This window comes from Roseivirga sp. YIW32 (assembly GCF_057219245.1).
On sequence record NZ_JBXVVG010000001.1, the window covers coordinates 550200 to 566298 of the forward strand.

Below are 16099 nucleotides of genomic sequence, written 5' to 3' on the forward strand. Positions count from 1 at the left end.
TCTGCCAATCCGACTTACAGCAGTGCAACCAAGGCCTCAAGATCAAGGGGGCGGGTGTACATGTCCAGCTCGCCATTTTCATTGATCGGCCACTCATCCTGGGGTTTATCCCAATAAAGCTCTACACCATTGCCGTCCGGATCATCCAAGTACAAGGCTTCAGAAACGCCATGATCAGCAAAGCCTGTAAACGGATAGCCATGGTCGCGAAGCCGTTGATACATGATCGCCAGATGGTTGCGTTGTGGAACCACTATGGCCGTATGAAAAAGTCCGGGGTATTGTTTGGGGGCTGCTGGTTGCCCTTTGCTTTGCCAGGTGTTTAACCCAATGTGGTGATGGTAGGCACCACTTGCAATAAAGGCAACCTGGTCACCAAAGCGTTGCTTCACCTGGAACCCTAGCAGGTCGCAATAAAAGGCGATGGCTCGGTCGAGGTCGGCGACTTTCAAATGGACATGCCCAATATGGCTTCCTTCAGGAATCTGGAATGCTTCATTCATGGTGTAAGGATTACAGGTTGACTGTGGTTTAAAAATGAAGGTAATAGTTTGACAAATAAGAACGAAAATCGGTTGTGTAGGCGCCCTCTTTAGTTCGAATGGCGACCTCCTTTGTCTGATGTTCAGAAGTGGATTGACAACCGAAAGCGACGATTTTCCGAAACACAGGATCGGAAGCCACATTACGCAAAAGGATCTCTGCTATCGGATAGAGGGTGTTCTTCTCGGCCATTTTGATGAACTCAATCATCTCTTGTTCGGGGTACATGACCCAAAACTCACCATCCGACTTCAAATGGGTTTTCGCTTTCTCGGCAAGGTCCTCCATGGTCAGCAGGCTCGCATGCAGCGCTTTGTTTTTGTTTTCATTTGCCCCCTTTTGGCTGTTCTTAAAAAATGGAGGGTTACAAATGATCAAGTCATAGGCTTCAGTGGATTCAAAAGCTTGCAATGAGGTGTGCTGTAGGTTGATTTGAGCAGACCATGGGGAATTGTCGATGTTTTCTTTGGCCTGCAAAAAGGCGGCATGATCAATCTCAATGGCATCAATGGCAACTGCCGCTTTTTGTGCCAACATGAGGCTCAGGAGGCCTGTTCCTGTTCCAATATCTAACAGTCTTGAATTTGGAGTGACAGGAATTGCTGCCCCAAAAAAACAGCCATCCGTGGTCACCTTCATGCCACATTGGTCTTGATCAATTCTGAATTGCTTGAACTGAAAATGGCTATTTCGCATAGCAAGGTTTAATTTTTAATGATGAATGTTGAATTAGGGTTATCTCCACTTAACATTAAACATTCAAAATTCAGCATTAGTGATTTGATGATTTGAAAATGTGTTGATTTGTTGATTTGTTTATTGGTTATCCATTAATGGTTATTGGTACCACACAACACTTAGCACTTAAAACTTAACATTAATTTCGGTCATCGGTCATCGGTCATCGGTCATCGGTCATCGGTCATCGGTCATCGGTCATCGGTCATCGGTCATCGGTCTTCTTACCTCTTACTTCCTACTTGATAATTTTTAATGCTTAATGATGAATGTGGAATTGGCAACGCTCTTCACTCAACATTTAACATTCAAAATTCACCATTCTTACTTCGGTCATCGATACTCATACATCCTACCTCATACATCCTACCTCGGCCCTCCAACTAAGAATACATTCCCGACTCAAACCCTTCATCAACCTTCAAACCACTACCCTCTGCAGCTTCAACGGCTAGTTGATCGCATCGTTCATTTTCTGCAATACCCGCATGGCCTTTCACCCATTGAAACGTGACCCGATGCTTCTTATAGATCTCGGCAAATCGCAACCAAAGGTCTTTGTTCTTTTTGCCTTTGAAGTCTTTTTTGATCCAGTTCCATAGCCATCCCTTCTCCACAGAGTCGATAACGTATTTAGAATCGGAATACACCTTGACGGGGGCATTGGCCACCTTTATAGCCTCTAATCCGATGATCACAGCCAGCAGCTCCATGCGATTATTGGTGGTTTTGCGAAAGCCTTCAGAGATCTCTTTGCGGTGCTCCTTGAACTTCATCACGGTGCCGTAGCCACCGGGGCCGGGGTTGCCTCGCGAAGAGCCGTCTGTATAAATGATGATCATAGGTTTTGGATGTTGTCCTTGAATAGCTTAATGGCAATCGACAATAAGATGATCCCGAAGATTTTTTGCAAGATACCGATTCCGTTTTCTCCGATCTTTCGTTCCAACCAATTGGTCGATTTCAGGACGATGAAGACAAAGACGAGGTTGACCACAATACCGACCAAAATATTCAGTTCTTCGTATTCTGCCCTCAATGAAATGATCGTTGTCAAGGTACCTGCTCCGGCGATCAAGGGAAAGGCAATAGGAACCACCGAGCTTGTTTTGGAAGCAGAGGGTTCGTTTTTAAAGAAGTTATGGCCCAAGATCATTTCCATACCGATGATGAACATGATAATGGAACCTGCAATGGCAAATGATCCGACATCGATGCCAAACAACTTGAGTAAATTATCGCCGACAAACAGAAAGAGGATCATCAACACGCCTGCGACCAAGGTGGCCTTTCCGGATTGAATATGTCCGGCCTTTTTCCTCAAGTCGATGATGATGGGGATAGAACCTAAAATATCGATCACTGAAAAGAGAATAAGCGTGACTGAGATGATTTGCGTGAAATTTAGCATGTTGTTTTGTTAAAAAATCGCGCGAAGGTAAATCAATTTTTATTGATAAAATAACCTAATGCCATTTCATATCCGGCCAATCCAAAGCCGGTGATCATACCCGCGCAATGGGCCGTAATGAGGCTAGTGTGACGGTATGCTTCACGTGCATGGATATTGGAAATGTGTACTTCGACCACTGGCGTGGTGATAGCAGCGATGGCGTCTGAAATAGCAACAGAAGTATGGGTGTATCCTCCGGCGTTGAGGATGATGCCGTCATGATCAAAACCTACTTCGTGCAGTTTGTTGATCAATTCACCCTCCACATTACTTTGAAAGTAGGAGAGTGCTACTTCAGAGTATTGCTTTTTTAGCGCTGCGAAAAATTCCTCAAACGACTGCTCGCCGTAGATGCTTTTTTCCCTTGTTCCCAAAAGGTTGAGGTTAGGACCATTGATCACCAAGATTTTCATAGTTAGCAATATACACCTGTTCTCTTTGAGGTAAAAATGGAAGATGGATTATAGCGCGAGTCTACTCAAATTTACCTTTAGCTTGTCTTGTTTTCTTTTTTGTTCTTGAAGTAGGAATAAAGGCTCAATTCCTAAAATAATACCCAGTCGGGCCGCTGGGTTTACTGTTTTCTGATGACTGTTTTTTGATGTACCCATAACCAATAACCATTTTTCACTATACTTGAACATGGCTTGGGACATCTACCTGCAAGAGTATGAAAACTACCTCCGGTTGGAGCGTGGACTGAGTGAGAACTCTGTGATGGCCTATATGCAAGATGTCGAGAAGCTGAAGCAGTTTATTGAATTGAAGCAGCTCGATATGACCCCATTGCAGGTGTCGATTGTTGAACTACAGGATTTTCTGGAATTCATCAACGAACTAGGACTCAGTGCATATTCCCAAGCCCGAATGACCTCCGGGCTCAAGTCCTTTTTTAAGTTTTTGCTCTATGCGGGAGAGATCGACCAGGACCCAACCACTTTGCTAGAGGCACCCAGACTTGGACGCAAATTGCCGGATACGCTTTCCTTAGAAGAAATCGATAAAATCCTTGGGGCGATCGACCATTCCAAACCGGAAGGCCAACGCAATCGAGCCATGTTGGAAACGCTCTACAGTTCGGGTTTACGGGTATCGGAATTGATCAATCTAAAGCGGGCCAATGTACTTTGGGATGTCGGGTTTTTGCGGGTGATGGGCAAGGGGAGTAAGGAACGCTTGGTGCCCATCGGAAAGGAAGCCTTGAAGTATATCCGCATCTATGAAAGTGAAGTACGCGTGCACCTCGATGTGCAACAAGGGTTTGAAGGCATCTTATTCTTGAACAGAAGAGGTCGTCAATTGAGTCGTCAAATGGTCTTTATGATCATCAAAGATTTGGTGAAAACCGCGGGGATCAACAAAACCATCAGTCCACATACCTTTAGGCACTCATTTGCTACCCATTTGATCGAGGGAGGTGCGGACCTGCGTGCCGTTCAAGAAATGCTGGGGCATGAGTCAATCACCACAACAGAGATCTACACGCATCTCGATCGTGATTATCTACGTCAGGTCATTCAAGAATTTCACCCTAGGAGCTAGCACTCCAATTAGAGCCATTTCTTTCTTTTGAAATACAAGATCATGGTAATGGCAACTGCAACCATCACACCCAAGAGGATAGGATAGGCAAGAGGCTCGCTTAACTCCGGCATGTTTTCAAAATTCATTCCGTAAATGCCAGCCATAAAGGTGAGCGGAATAAAGATCACGGAAAAGATCGTCAGCACCTTCAGCACGTCATTCAACTTGTTGTTCATGAAGGTGTTGTAGGTGTTGAAATTATCGTTGATGTTCTCGCGATACACCTCTATGGTGTCGGTGACATGTGTGATGTGATCGACAAGGTCTTTCAAAAAGGGGCGTGTGGTCGATTTAATGTGGAAATGATCTGATTTATTGAAGTTGAGAATACTATCACGGAGCGGCCGAGCGTATTTGCGCAAATAGTTGACTTCTTTTTTACTCAGGTTGATCTCGTTGATCATCTCACGATCAAAATGATCCATCAGTTTAACTTCTTGTTCATTGATCTCCACCCCATATTCATCAATGATGGCCATGTAATGGTCTACGACTACATCGAGCAAAGCAAATGCGAGGTAATCGGCTCCTCTCAAGCGAATCTTGCCCTTCACATTCCTCAATCGGTTGCGAACCCCTTCAAAAATATCGCCTTCCTTTTCCTGAAAAGTAATGAGAAAGCCTTCGCCTACGATCAGGCTGAATTGCTCCGACACTACTACATCGTCAACTACTCTGATCATTTTGGTCGCGAGAAAGAATTGTTCATTGTATTCGTCGAATGTAGGCCGCTGACCCATGTTGAGAATGTCCTCGAGCGCCAGATTATGGATATTGAATTGGTCGCCTACGGTGCGGATTTTATCTGTTTCGTGCAGCCCGATGATGTTCAACCACAACACACTTCCTTTTTGGGGGGTAGTGGCAAGTTCGTCCAGGCCGATCTTTCGTTCTTCGAGCGTTTCAGCATTGAAGCGAATCATCTCGATGAGCATCTCGTCTACATGTTGCTCACCGGTGTAGATGAGTGAGCCAGGCATTTGGTTGAGTTTCTTAGCGGCTTGTGTCGGCTCAGTTTTCTTCCTTCTTTTTCTCCTTATAGACAATAGTTCTGTAGGGGAAAGGTATTTCAATTCCTTCACGGTCGAATCGTTTTTTGATGGTTCTGTTAATATCGCATTTTAATTCAAAGCCTTCAAGCGGTCCTTCCGTCCATACACTCGCCCTCAATTGAATGCTGGATTCAGCAAATTCCATCAATCGCACGATCACTGGTGGTTCTCCCTCAGCTTTGGCCTCGTCAGTTCGGTTATCAAGGAAGTTTGGATGGTGCATGGCCTCCTCCTGAATGATCGAGGTGGCAAGGTCAACGTCCGAGTCATAGCTGATGCCATAAAAGATGTGATTACAGACCTTTTTGTCCACAATATTGGAGTTGTGAATCGTTTCGGCACTGATCACGGAGTTGGGTATGATCAGTCGCTTGTTTTCAAAGTCTGAGATCACAGTATGGCGTAAGGTGATGTCCTCTACTACTCCTGAATATAGGTTGCTGATCTTGACAATGTCGCCAACACGAAAGGGCTTGAAGATCACAATGAAAATACCGCTCACGATATTTGAAAAAGCAGCTTGAGAGGCAAAGCCCACGATGGCTGCTAAAATACCGGCACCGGCGAATAAAGTGACACCCAAGGTCCGCAGCTTGGGTATGGTCATGAAAATGACCGTGACCGCACTAAAGAAAATGACCATACCCAAGGCATTGTTCAGGAATTTGAATTGGGTAGGGTCCACCCTCAGGTCACCACTCGATTTGAGGATAAACCGATTCATGATGACGCGAAGAATTTTCAATAAGATCATTGCAGCCAAGAAAATGGCCGCTACATAGATGGCTGTGTTCAGGTAGCCATTATCCGTGAATTTTAGAAACTCAAATGGTTGTGACATAGGCATCGGGTTTCAGTGGATTGTATGAACAATTCCGTTCTTTATGCAAAGTAGAGAAGAGATGATAGCTTTCCTAGACGAATGTGAAGAGCGAAAGACAGGTATTTGTAAAAAGAGAAGTAAGAACATTTCCCTTTACTGCTACATCTCCTATTTTTGCTAAAATTTCCACTGTGTACAAACTCCTTTTACGTCCCCTTCTTTTCTCCAAGTCGCCAGAAGCAGCGCATCATTTTTCATTCAACTGGATCAAACGACTGTTCCGTATTCCGGGAATTGCCACGCTGGCCGACCGCTTATACAATTTCAAATCTGCTGAGCTTGAAACAGAATGTTTTGGTATCAAATTCCCTAATCCGGTCGGCTTGGCAGCGGGTTTTGATAAGGATGCTAAGCTCTTCGATGAATTGGCAGCCTTCGGCTTTGGTTTTATCGAGATCGGTACCTTGACCCCCATTGGCCAGCCCGGTAATCCGGCTCCTCGATTGTTCCGCCTTCCTGCCGATCAAAGTTTGATCAACCGAATGGGCTTTAACAACGAGGGAGTGGAAGACGCCATCGAGCGCTTAAAAAAGAACAAAGGGCATGTGATCATAGGTGGAAATATTGGGAAGAACAAAGTGACGCCGAATGAAGAAGCGGTGGAAGATTACAAGAGTTGTTTTCATGCACTCTACGAATACGTGCATTATTTTGTCGTCAATGTGAGTTCACCCAACACCCCAAACCTTCGGGCGCTGCAAGAAAAGGAGCCTTTAAAGGAATTATTAAAAACACTGCAAGAGGAAAGAGAGCAATATTCATCAACAAAACCGATTCTATTAAAGATTGCACCGGATCTCACCAATGAGCAGTTGGACGACATCGTTGAGATCATGCTCGAGATCAAGCTGGATGGTTTGATCGCTACCAACACAACGATTTCGCGAGAGGGATTGACCACAGAAGGATCGACCGTTCAAGCGATCGGAGCTGGAGGGTTGAGCGGAAAGGCAATACGCAAGCGGTCTACCGAGGTGATTCGCTATTTATCAGAGCGATCAAAAGGAGCCTTTCCGATCATCGGTGTTGGTGGTATTGCAACTGCGGAAGATGCCATCGAAAAGCTGGAAGCTGGAGCAAAACTGGTTCAGGTCTACACCGGGTTCATTTATGAGGGTCCCGCGATGCTCAAAAAAATCAATAAAGGAATTTTGGCATGGAAGCGAAGGAATAAAGCGAACTAGCATACGTTGATTCCTAAAAAATCAATTAATTTCGTATTATCAGGTTTACAATTTTTCAATGGCCCAAAATACTTATCGTTCCAATACATTTAAGTCGAACCAAGAGAAATCCAAGAGGAAAAAAAGCCCTAAAAAGAAGTTTGAGATCCCATTTTTGAAAGACCGGCGACTGCAGCTTTCTGTTGGATTTTTTTTGCTTTTGGTCTCTATTTTCATCTTTGTGGCCTGCATCAGCTATTTATTTACCGGAAAGGCCGATCAGAGTGTGGTCGAAGCCTTCTTTTCTGATGACGAGACCGTAAGAGCCTTAGGTCAAGAAGCACGCAATTGGATGAAGTTGTTGGGCGCCTTGGTCTCGCATAAACTCATCTTTTCCTGGTTTGGTATAGGGGCCTTTTTGGTGCCTCCTGTATTGTTTCTTCTGGGCTACAAGATCGTTTGGGGAGAAGAACTCATCAAACTCGATCGGGCCACTGCCTTCGCATTGTTTTTCATGTGTTGGACCAGCTTGCTCATGGGCTCCATGATCAAGTCAGGGGATGAAGTTTCAGAATGGAGTTTTTATAGTGGTGGAATAGGGTATCAGTTATCGGTGTATTTTGACAGTTTGTTGGGATTTGGAACGGTCCTGTTTTTGGTCTTTACCTTGTTGGTGTTCATCATCTTTTATTTCAATATAACGAACGTGTTCTCATGGCAGAAGGCCGCCGCGCCTGTACAAACGGCAGACTCAGCTGAATCGACTGGTGGGGTTGTCAATGAGGAGGAGGCTCAAGATAATCAGGAGGATGACGAAGAACAAGATGCGGCTGAAGCGGAAGCCGAGCTTGCTGAATGGGTGGTGACACTAAAAGAAGAGCAGAAAGAAAGAGAAGTTGCTGATCTGGCTGTGGAGCTCTCAGAAATAGAACCTACCGCATCCGAAGAACAAAAACCAATTGAATTAGAGACCGATCTTGGGAAGGACGATGGTACACCAAGTGAAGAAGAAGTACAAAAAGAAGAAGAGGTAACCCTAGAAATTACGCCTTCGAAAGAACAAACGGACGAGCAAGCTAGCCAAAAGAATGAGCCTGCCTTCGAGGTGGAGATCTCAGAAGCGGCAGAGAAATTGGTTGAGAAAGTTGGGAATTATGATCCCACTTTGGATCTGGCCAGTTATAAATTCCCAAAGGTTGACTTGTTGAATGAATATTCAACGGGCAAGATCTCCGTTACCAAAGATGAACTCCAAGCCAACAAGGATAAGATCGTTGAGACGCTGACCAATTTTAAGATCGGTATTTCAAGTATCAAAGCCACCATTGGTCCTACCATTACCTTGTACGAGATCATTCCTGAGGCCGGTGTTAAGATCTCCAAGATCAAAAACTTGGAAGATGATATTGCCTTGAGCTTGGCTGCACTGGGCATTCGTATCATTGCACCTATCCCGGGCAAAGGAACCATCGGTATCGAGGTGCCTAATGTGAACAAAGAAATGGTGTCCATGCGATCGGTCATTTCCACAGACAAATTCATGGATTCTGACAAGGCCTTGCCTGTTGCTTTAGGCAAGACCATCTCAAATGAGGTCTTTGTAGCAGACCTGGCAAAAATGCCTCACTTGCTGATGGCCGGAGCTACCGGTCAAGGGAAATCAGTGGGTTTGAATGTGATTTTAACCTCTTTGCTCTACAAGAAGCATCCTTCGCAATTGAAGTTCGTATTGGTTGACCCGAAGAAGGTGGAATTGACGCTTTTCAATAAAATTGAGCGACATTATTTAGCGAAACTGCCTGATTCAGAAGATGCCATCATCACCGATACCAAAAAGGTGATCTACACCTTGAATTCGTTGTGTATTGAAATGGATCAACGGTATGATTTGCTCAAGGATGCCGCTTGCCGGAACATCAAAGAATACAATAAGAAGTTTGTCGACCGTAAACTGAACCCCGAAAAGGGACACCGATTCTTGCCTTATATCGTACTGGTTATTGATGAGTTAGCCGATTTGATGATGACGGCTGGAAAAGAAGTGGAAACGCCGATCGCCAGACTCGCACAGTTAGCCAGAGCCATTGGTATCCATTTGGTGGTCGCCACACAAAGACCTTCGGTCAACGTGATCACAGGGATCATCAAGGCCAACTTCCCTGCCAGGTTGTCGTTTAGGGTAACCTCCAAGGTCGATTCAAGAACGATTTTAGATGCAGGCGGGGCAGATCAACTGATCGGTCAGGGAGACATGCTTCTCTCTATGGGGTCAGAGATCATACGCCTTCAGTGTGCATTTGTCGATACGCCTGAAGTTGACGAGATTTGCGAATTCATCGGATCACAACGCGGCTATAGCTCGGCTTACATGTTGCCTGAATTTGTGGGTGAGGAGGCAGATAGCAGTGCAGGTGATGTGGATCTTTCAGATCGTGACATGCTCTTTGAAGAGGCAGCCAAGCTGATCGTTGCGCATCAGCAAGGCAGTACGAGTTTGATCCAGCGGAAGCTCAAGTTGGGTTACAACCGTGCAGGAAGAATTATCGACCAACTCGAAGCCGCCGGAATTGTGGGGCCATTTGAGGGATCCAAAGCACGTGAGGTGCTCATTCATGATGAATATAGTTTGGAACAATTATTGAATGAACTAAACAATAATTGATCGAGGATAGATAAAGAGTTATGAAAAAATTGTTTTTCGCTTGCTTCATGGTGATGATGACAAGTGCAGTATGGGGACAGGAAGGTGAGGCAAAGCGCATTCTCGATAAAATGAGTGCCACCTACAAGGCCATGCCCGGATTTGAGATCAGCTTTAATCAAAAGCTGGAGAATGGCATGAACGGCCAGGATACCTACAGTGGCAAGGCAGCCGTATCCAAAGAAAAATTCTTTGTTGACTTTCAGGGTCAGCTGATCTTTTGTGATGGACCAACGCTTTGGACATACATCATGGAAGGGGAAGAATTGACCATCAGTAATTTCGAGCCGGATGAGCAAGCCATTAACCCTGCCAATATCTATGACATTTACAAAGAGGGATTTGAGTTTGAATTTGTGGGAGAAGATGAATTCGATGCTCAGCCTGTGAATGTGATCAAACTCAATGCGACCGATCCGGATGCTGATTTCACGACCATCATCATGTATGTTGGAAAAGAGGATGCGTACTTGAAAGCTTGGGACCTCATCGACTATGATGGAATTCCCACATCATTCATCGTGACCAAATTTACGCCTAATCAGTCTTTCGCTGATGGCTTCTTTCAATTTGATGATACCAAGTACAAGGTGGACATCGTCACCGATCTGAGGAATTAATGAACAAGCAGGCGCTTTTTGAGCAGATCAAAAAAAAAGGATCCTATCTCTGTGTCGGATTAGACACGGACATTGAAAAAATCCCAACACATTTGCTTGCTGAAGAAGACCCTATTTTTGCTTTCAACAAGCAAATCATCGACGCAACCATTGATTATGCTGTCGCCTACAAACCCAACATTGCTTTCTATGAAGCCCACGGGCTTAAAGGCTGGGAAAGTTTGCAGAAAACGATGGCTTACTTGCCCGACGAGGTGTTCACCATTGCCGATGCCAAGCGAGGAGATATTGGGAATACCTCAAAAATGTACGCGAGAGCGTTTTTTGAGGAAATACCATTCGATTCCATTACGGTGGCGCCCTACATGGGAGAGGACTCTGTGAAACCTTTCTTAGATTTTGATGAGAAGTGGGTCATTCTACTGGCCTTAACATCCAATGCTGGAGGTCAAGATTTTCAGAACCTGAAATTGGAGGCAGGAGGAGAGCTCTACGAAGAGGTGCTCAGAAAAAGCCAGGAATGGGGGAGTGCCGAAGAGCTGATGTATGTGGTTGGTGCTACAAAGGCAAGCGCACTACAGCATATTCGAACGATTATTCCAGATCATTTCTTACTTGTTCCTGGAGTAGGGGCGCAAGGAGGTAGCTTAGCAGAAGTATCGGCATACGGTATGAATGCCCAATGCGGCTTACTGGTTAATTCATCCAGAGGCATCATCTACGCAGATGATACACGCGATTTTGCCAAAACAGCGGGGCAAAAAGCGGAAGCCTTACGAAATGAAATGACTGCATATTTGACAAAATTTCTTTAGATTCAGTGTAAACACACACTGAACATGCGAGAAGATTTCCTTTACTACATTTGGCGTCATCAGCTATTTACCCAACCCATTCAAACGACCTCCGGACAGCAACTGTCCATCCTTGATCCCGGTTTTCGTAACCTGCACGATGGTCCTGATTTCAAAGAGGCTAAGGTACTTATTGATGGTTTGAAGTGGTTTGGCGCGGTTGAAATTCATGTCAAATCCTCCGATTGGTACCACCATGGGCATCAGCGAGACTCTCATTACGATACCGTGGTCCTGCATGTGGTCTATGAACATGATAAGGAGGTGCGAACTACCCAACAAGAACTCATTCCGACTGTAGCCTTAAAGGGGTGCATCAAACCGAAGTTCTATGAGCGCTACCAGTTATTGATCGAAAACCCGGCACCCATTCCATGTGCGACACAATTAAATCAAGTGCCGGCGATCAAGCGCTTAGGCATGGCAGAAAGCGTCTTGGTGGAACGCTTGCAAAGAAAGTCCGGGTTGGTATTAGAAGAGTTGAGAAGCGTGAATGAAGATTGGCAGGAAGTGACATTCCGTATGCTTACCAAAGCCATGGGCTTTAAAGCAAATGATCAAGCAATGCTGCTGGTGGCGCGTAAGCTTTCTTACAAATGGATACGCCGACTGAATCGGCTGGAGGAAATAGAAGCCCTGTTGTTGGGGACTGCTGGATTCCTGGATGTGACCGCTAAGGACGAAGAAGTATTACGCTTACAACAACACTTTCTTTTCTTCCAACAGAAGTTCAAAGACTTGGAAGCGCTACCTATTGCCCATTGGAAGTTTGCACCTTTACGACCCCAAAACCAACCGGTTCAGCGCCTGGTACAATTGGCAGCCATCGTGTTCCAAGAAAAGAATCTTTGGGATAGGTTCTTGTCCTTGGATAGTGCAGATCAATTGATGCAACAGATGCAAGCCGAACTTAGCCCCTATTGGCAAACGCACCTGCGCCCTGATAAAGTCTCTAAACAATTCATCACCAAGGTTTCCAAGAACACCCTAAGGCACCTGCTGATCAACGTGACTGCGCCTTTGCTGGCTGCCTATGCCATTCAGCAAGATCAGTATGCCTACATGGAGCGAGCGTTGAACTTATTGACGCAATTAGCTCCTGAACAAAATCGCGTCACACGACTCTGGAAAGGTTTGCAATGGAATGCTGCCCATGCCTTCGACAGCCAAGCCTTGAATGAGCTGTTTCAACACTATTGCGAGCCAAAGCGCTGTTTGGAATGTCGTATCGGTGTTCACCTTCTCCACGGGGATAATTAGGTCAGGTATCTGATTTTGAACGAAAAGAATTACCTTTGTGACCTGAATTAAACGCGATGGAAAACCCTGTAATTATTTTTGGAGCCAGTGCGCTCGGTCAAGCAGCAGTGGAGATCTTTGAAAGCAACGACATCATGGTCTATGGTTTCTTAGATGACAATAAAGAATTGCATGACACCACCCTAGGCGAGTTGAGCATTTTGGGAAGCATGGATGATGACGGTTTCTTGAAATTAATTGGTAAAAAATGCGAAGGCTTTATCGCAGTCGACGATCGTGACCTGAGAAAAGGCTTGGTGAAATTGATGAAGGAAAGACGTAAGAAAATGCCTGTGAATGCGATCCATAAAAACGCAAAGGTGTCTTCTTCTGCGCATGTAGGGCATGGTGAATTCATCAATAGTGGCGTGGTGATTGGAGCAAATGCGAAGATCGGGGATCATTGTTTGATCCACTCTCAAGCGACCATTGACTATGCTGCTCAGCTCGGCGATCTTGTGCAGGTAGGTGCGGGCTCCGTGGTTGGAAGCAGTGCCGAAATAGGAGATAACGTATTCATCGGTTCAGGAGTAACGATCGTGCCGGGTGTTAAGATTGGCAATAATGCCAGAATCGGGGCAGGGTCAGTGGTGATTGCCGATGTAGAAAAGGGCAAGACCGTGTTTGGTAACCCTGCGCAAGAAGTATAAGAATTTTTTTGTATCAATAAATCACCCTACAAGCAATAGGGCAGAGGAATGGAAAAGAAGTATTCAATTTTATTGTATTACTGTTATGCAGACATAACGGATTATGAAGCATACAGAGAAGAACATCATTTATTCTGTGTTGAAAACAACCTGAGAGGGCGGATCATCATCTCACCGGAAGGACTCAACGGAACGGTATCCGGACTCAAAGAGGATTGTGAAAAGTACATGGACTATGTGCATGCTGATTGTCGTTTTGCCGATACGGAGTTTAAAGTGGAGGCACATGATAAAATGGCTTTTGCCAAGTTGCATGTCCGCGTCAAGCCTGAGATCGTGCACTCCAGCCTCAGACAGATCAACCCTCGTCAAAAGACCGGAGAATACATTGAGCCGGAAGAGTTTAAGAAGGTGTTAGAAGAAAAAGATGAAGATACCATCATCCTCGATGTTCGTAGCAACTATGAACACCATGTGGGGCGCTTCAAAGATGCCCTGACCCTCGATATTGACAACTTCCGAGACTTTCCTGAAAAAGTGAAAGAGCTGGAGCACTTGAAGAACAAAAAGGTCATCACCTATTGCACAGGTGGGATCAAGTGCGAAAAAGCTTCTGCCTACTTGCTGGAACAAGGCTTCGAAAACGTTTATCAACTCCATGGAGGTATCATCAAGTATGGTATTGAAGCAGGAGGGAAGGACTTTGAAGGCAAGTGTTATGTGTTTGATAACCGGATCACGGCGGATGTGAATACCGTTAACCCAAGCATCATCAGTCGGTGCTACATCTCTGGAGTGCCAACAGATCGCATGGTAAACTGTGCCAATCCTGAGTGTAATCGACACATGCCCATGTCCGAGGAGGCTGGCTGGTTAATGGACGGTTGCTGTTCTGAAGAATGTCGACAACATCCGGCCAGAAGGCCTTACGACGGAACCGGTTTTTATCAAAAGAACACCAACCACTACAATCCGCTGAAAGGGGTAAAGAGAGAACCGGCAAAACTAGATTGATGCGTAAACAATTGGCCAATTCAGAATTGATCATCTCGCCTCAGGGTAGAGTGTATCATCTGAATCTTCACCCGGACATGATCGGTGACGAAGTGATCGTGGTAGGAGACCCGGATCGCGTGGCGAAGATCAGCCGGCATTTCGATAAGATAGAACATCAAGTGACTAACCGAGAGTTAGTGACGCACACCGGAACCATTGGTAACAAGCGAATTTCAGTGATCAGTTCTGGAATGGGCACAGACAATGTTGAGTTGCTCTTAACAGAACTTGATGCCTTGGTGAATATTGACTTTGCCAAACGGAAAGTAAAACGAAAGCTGAGGTCGTTAAACATCTATCGAATAGGGACTTCCGGCTGCATTCAACCTGATATTCCACTGGATGCTTTTTTAGTCTCCACTGCAGCCATTGGCTTGGACACCTTGATGTCTTTCTACGCATACCAAGCAGAAGAGCCATTGGTTAATTTTTGCCATAAAGTGCAACGTCTGGTGGGTTTGCCTTTTACGCCCTACATGGCCAAGGGCTCTTTAAAACTGTTGGCGAAGTTTAGCGATTCGATGTACCAAGGAGTCACGATCACTTCTCCAGGCTTTTATGCCCCACAAGGCCGTCAGTTACGGTTGCCGCTAACCATTGAGCAGTTACCAGAAAAGTTCGCGGCGATCGAGAGTCCTTTTGGTCGATTTACGAATTTTGAAATGGAAACGGCTGGCTATTATGCCCTGTCAAAGATGCTAGGACATGAAATGATCAGCCTGAATGCCTTGATCGCTAATCGGGCCACTGGGGATTTCTCTTCAAAGCATGAGCAAACGGTGGAGCAATTGGTAACCTTAGTGTTGCAAAAGATCTCCTAATTCAAGTAGGTTTCCTGAAATTTAGTCAGCTTAGTCAAGGCCATCTCGTAGAGTTGAATGAGCCGCGTGGTTTCCTCCGTCGTAAAAACGAGTGTATTCTTAAAGGAAGCAGATTTAAAGTAATCAGGGTCCTCAACGGTACCTGAGATCATGTCGTATTTGCTCATCAAGGTTGGGAAATAATTCTGGTCGAGTGCATCCAATAAGTTCTTTTGCTCCGCTTCAATGAACTTATAGGTCTGATAAACTTCGACCAAGTGCTTTTTGAGTTCATTGTCAAGGATGATCTTAAAATCACCACTCTGTTGGAGTGTGAGGTAGGTATAATCATTTGGAGTGAAATGATAATAGCTTCCAACAATACCGGAAAACTGTACAACCGTATCTAGCGCCAGCCGACTTGAATTCTCCTGATAGTACTTAATCGCGGCCTGAAGTACCTTGAGCTTTTCGCTATTCATTTTGATAGAATAGGTTAAATCTGAGTGGTCCTTTGTAAGATCAGCGTTGATGTCCTTTAAGTAGACCTCTTCTAACTTGCGTTCTTTTTTGTCTTCTCCAACATTAGAAAGCCAAAAGGCGATGGTGATGCCAAGAATTACAATAAAGAATTCTATGAGAATGTTCTTTGGCGTATAGTCTTTTACTGCCATAACGAAAAGATGTCAAAAAAAGCAAAAGG

Annotated in this window: 18 protein-coding genes; 9 read left to right on the forward strand and 9 right to left on the reverse strand. The window is 45.0% G+C overall.

The window, feature by feature from the left end:
- Positions 1-14: 14 nt before the first annotated feature.
- From AC2D6U_RS02765 to AC2D6U_RS02790, 6 genes are all read right to left on the reverse strand, one after another.
- Complete coding sequence (locus AC2D6U_RS02765; RefSeq protein ID WP_484719410.1) at positions 15-503, reverse strand: VOC family protein; 489 nt, start codon at positions 501-503, stop codon at positions 15-17.
- 28 nt (positions 504-531) lie between these two features.
- On the reverse strand, positions 532-1239 hold the full coding sequence (locus tag AC2D6U_RS02770) for a tRNA1(Val) (adenine(37)-N6)-methyltransferase (protein ID WP_484719411.1): 708 nt from the start codon (positions 1237-1239) through the stop codon (positions 532-534).
- A 425-nt stretch (positions 1240-1664) separates the two neighbouring features.
- On the reverse strand, positions 1665-2123 hold the full coding sequence (gene rnhA, locus AC2D6U_RS02775; RefSeq protein ID WP_484719412.1) for a ribonuclease HI: 459 nt from the start codon (positions 2121-2123) through the stop codon (positions 1665-1667).
- Entirely contained in the window at positions 2120-2692 is a 573-nt protein-coding gene (locus tag AC2D6U_RS02780; RefSeq protein ID WP_484719413.1) for a MarC family protein, read from the reverse strand. The genes rnhA and AC2D6U_RS02780 overlap by 4 nt, the downstream gene beginning before the upstream one ends.
- A 32-nt stretch (positions 2693-2724) precedes the next feature.
- On the reverse strand, positions 2725-3147 hold the full coding sequence (gene aroQ, locus AC2D6U_RS02785; RefSeq protein WP_484719414.1) for a type II 3-dehydroquinate dehydratase: 423 nt from the start codon (positions 3145-3147) through the stop codon (positions 2725-2727).
- A 48-nt stretch (positions 3148-3195) separates the two neighbouring features.
- Positions 3196-3378 (reverse strand): hypothetical protein, encoded by a 183-nt coding sequence (locus AC2D6U_RS02790; protein ID WP_484719415.1) that lies wholly within the window; start codon positions 3376-3378, stop codon positions 3196-3198.
- Between AC2D6U_RS02790 and xerD the strand changes: the two genes are divergently transcribed.
- Positions 3377-4276, forward strand: coding sequence for a site-specific tyrosine recombinase XerD (gene xerD / locus AC2D6U_RS02795; RefSeq protein ID WP_484719416.1), 900 nt, complete (start codon positions 3377-3379; stop codon positions 4274-4276). The genes AC2D6U_RS02790 and xerD overlap by 2 nt on opposite strands.
- 8 nt (positions 4277-4284) lie before the next feature.
- Here xerD and corA read toward each other — a convergent pair whose 3' ends face one another.
- Both corA and AC2D6U_RS02805 read right to left on the reverse strand, forming a co-directional pair.
- Positions 4285-5298, reverse strand: a complete 1014-nt coding sequence (gene corA, locus AC2D6U_RS02800) for a magnesium/cobalt transporter CorA (RefSeq protein WP_484719417.1) — start codon at positions 5296-5298, stop codon at positions 4285-4287.
- Between the two features lie 31 nt (positions 5299-5329).
- Positions 5330-6211 (reverse strand): mechanosensitive ion channel family protein, encoded by an 882-nt coding sequence (locus AC2D6U_RS02805; protein ID WP_484719418.1) that lies wholly within the window; start codon positions 6209-6211, stop codon positions 5330-5332.
- A gap of 173 nt (positions 6212-6384) precedes the next feature.
- On the opposite strand from AC2D6U_RS02805, the gene AC2D6U_RS02810 reads away from it, so the two are divergent.
- From AC2D6U_RS02810 to AC2D6U_RS02845, 8 genes are read left to right on the forward strand one after another with little or no spacing between them, the layout of a single operon-like run.
- Positions 6385-7437, forward strand: coding sequence for a quinone-dependent dihydroorotate dehydrogenase (locus AC2D6U_RS02810; protein ID WP_484719419.1), 1053 nt, complete (start codon positions 6385-6387; stop codon positions 7435-7437).
- A gap of 58 nt (positions 7438-7495) precedes the next feature.
- Positions 7496-10078, forward strand: coding sequence for a DNA translocase FtsK (locus AC2D6U_RS02815; protein WP_484719420.1), 2583 nt, complete (start codon positions 7496-7498; stop codon positions 10076-10078).
- A 20-nt stretch (positions 10079-10098) separates the two neighbouring features.
- Positions 10099-10737 (forward strand): outer membrane lipoprotein periplasmic chaperone LolA1, encoded by a 639-nt coding sequence (lolA1, locus tag AC2D6U_RS02820; protein WP_484719421.1) that lies wholly within the window; start codon positions 10099-10101, stop codon positions 10735-10737.
- Complete coding sequence (gene pyrF / locus AC2D6U_RS02825; protein ID WP_484719422.1) at positions 10737-11552, forward strand: orotidine-5'-phosphate decarboxylase; 816 nt, start codon at positions 10737-10739, stop codon at positions 11550-11552. Before lolA1 ends, pyrF begins: the two co-directional genes overlap by 1 nt.
- A gap of 24 nt (positions 11553-11576) precedes the next feature.
- Positions 11577-12851 (forward strand): DUF2851 family protein, encoded by a 1275-nt coding sequence (locus AC2D6U_RS02830; protein WP_484719423.1) that lies wholly within the window; start codon positions 11577-11579, stop codon positions 12849-12851.
- A gap of 56 nt (positions 12852-12907) precedes the next feature.
- A complete protein-coding gene (locus tag AC2D6U_RS02835) occupies positions 12908-13540 on the forward strand; it encodes an acetyltransferase (protein WP_484719424.1) in 633 nt (210 codons plus the stop codon).
- 48 nt (positions 13541-13588) lie between these two features.
- A complete protein-coding gene (gene trhO / locus AC2D6U_RS02840; protein ID WP_484719425.1) occupies positions 13589-14554 on the forward strand; it encodes an oxygen-dependent tRNA uridine(34) hydroxylase TrhO in 966 nt (321 codons plus the stop codon).
- Positions 14554-15417, forward strand: coding sequence for a nucleoside phosphorylase (locus AC2D6U_RS02845; RefSeq protein ID WP_484719426.1), 864 nt, complete (start codon positions 14554-14556; stop codon positions 15415-15417). Before trhO ends, AC2D6U_RS02845 begins: the two co-directional genes overlap by 1 nt.
- Here AC2D6U_RS02845 and AC2D6U_RS02850 read toward each other — a convergent pair.
- The gene (locus AC2D6U_RS02850; protein ID WP_484719427.1) at positions 15414-16070 is read right to left on the reverse strand and encodes a DUF6090 family protein; all 657 of its coding nucleotides are present in this window, start codon (positions 16068-16070) and stop codon (positions 15414-15416) included. The genes AC2D6U_RS02845 and AC2D6U_RS02850 overlap by 4 nt on opposite strands.
- Between the last annotated feature and the right edge of the window lie 29 nt (positions 16071-16099).

Excerpts from the sequence above, each read along its gene's own strand:
- AC2D6U_RS02765 (WP_484719410.1), bottom strand. The coding sequence starts at position 503 with ATGAATGAAGCATTCCAGATTCCTGAAGGAAGCCATATTGGGCATGTC.
- AC2D6U_RS02770 (WP_484719411.1), bottom strand. The coding sequence starts at position 1,239 with ATGCGAAATAGCCATTTTCAGTTCAAGCAATTCAGAATTGATCAAGAC.
- rnhA (WP_484719412.1), bottom strand. The coding sequence starts at position 2,123 with ATGATCATCATTTATACAGACGGCTCTTCGCGAGGCAACCCCGGCCCC.
- AC2D6U_RS02780 (WP_484719413.1), bottom strand. The coding sequence starts at position 2,692 with ATGCTAAATTTCACGCAAATCATCTCAGTCACGCTTATTCTCTTTTCA.
- aroQ (WP_484719414.1), bottom strand. The coding sequence starts at position 3,147 with ATGAAAATCTTGGTGATCAATGGTCCTAACCTCAACCTTTTGGGAACA.
- xerD (WP_484719416.1), top strand. The coding sequence starts at position 3,377 with ATGGCTTGGGACATCTACCTGCAAGAGTATGAAAACTACCTCCGGTTG.
- AC2D6U_RS02790 (WP_484719415.1), bottom strand. The coding sequence starts at position 3,378 with ATGTTCAAGTATAGTGAAAAATGGTTATTGGTTATGGGTACATCAAAA.
- corA (WP_484719417.1), bottom strand. The coding sequence starts at position 5,298 with ATGCCTGGCTCACTCATCTACACCGGTGAGCAACATGTAGACGAGATG.
- AC2D6U_RS02805 (WP_484719418.1), bottom strand. The coding sequence starts at position 6,211 with ATGTCACAACCATTTGAGTTTCTAAAATTCACGGATAATGGCTACCTG.
- AC2D6U_RS02815 (WP_484719420.1), top strand. The coding sequence starts at position 7,496 with ATGGCCCAAAATACTTATCGTTCCAATACATTTAAGTCGAACCAAGAG.
- lolA1 (WP_484719421.1), top strand. The coding sequence starts at position 10,099 with ATGAAAAAATTGTTTTTCGCTTGCTTCATGGTGATGATGACAAGTGCA.
- pyrF (WP_484719422.1), top strand. The coding sequence starts at position 10,737 with ATGAACAAGCAGGCGCTTTTTGAGCAGATCAAAAAAAAAGGATCCTAT.
- AC2D6U_RS02830 (WP_484719423.1), top strand. The coding sequence starts at position 11,577 with ATGCGAGAAGATTTCCTTTACTACATTTGGCGTCATCAGCTATTTACC.
- AC2D6U_RS02835 (WP_484719424.1), top strand. The coding sequence starts at position 12,908 with ATGGAAAACCCTGTAATTATTTTTGGAGCCAGTGCGCTCGGTCAAGCA.
- trhO (WP_484719425.1), top strand. The coding sequence starts at position 13,589 with ATGGAAAAGAAGTATTCAATTTTATTGTATTACTGTTATGCAGACATA.
- AC2D6U_RS02845 (WP_484719426.1), top strand. The coding sequence starts at position 14,554 with ATGCGTAAACAATTGGCCAATTCAGAATTGATCATCTCGCCTCAGGGT.
- AC2D6U_RS02850 (WP_484719427.1), bottom strand. The coding sequence starts at position 16,070 with ATGGCAGTAAAAGACTATACGCCAAAGAACATTCTCATAGAATTCTTT.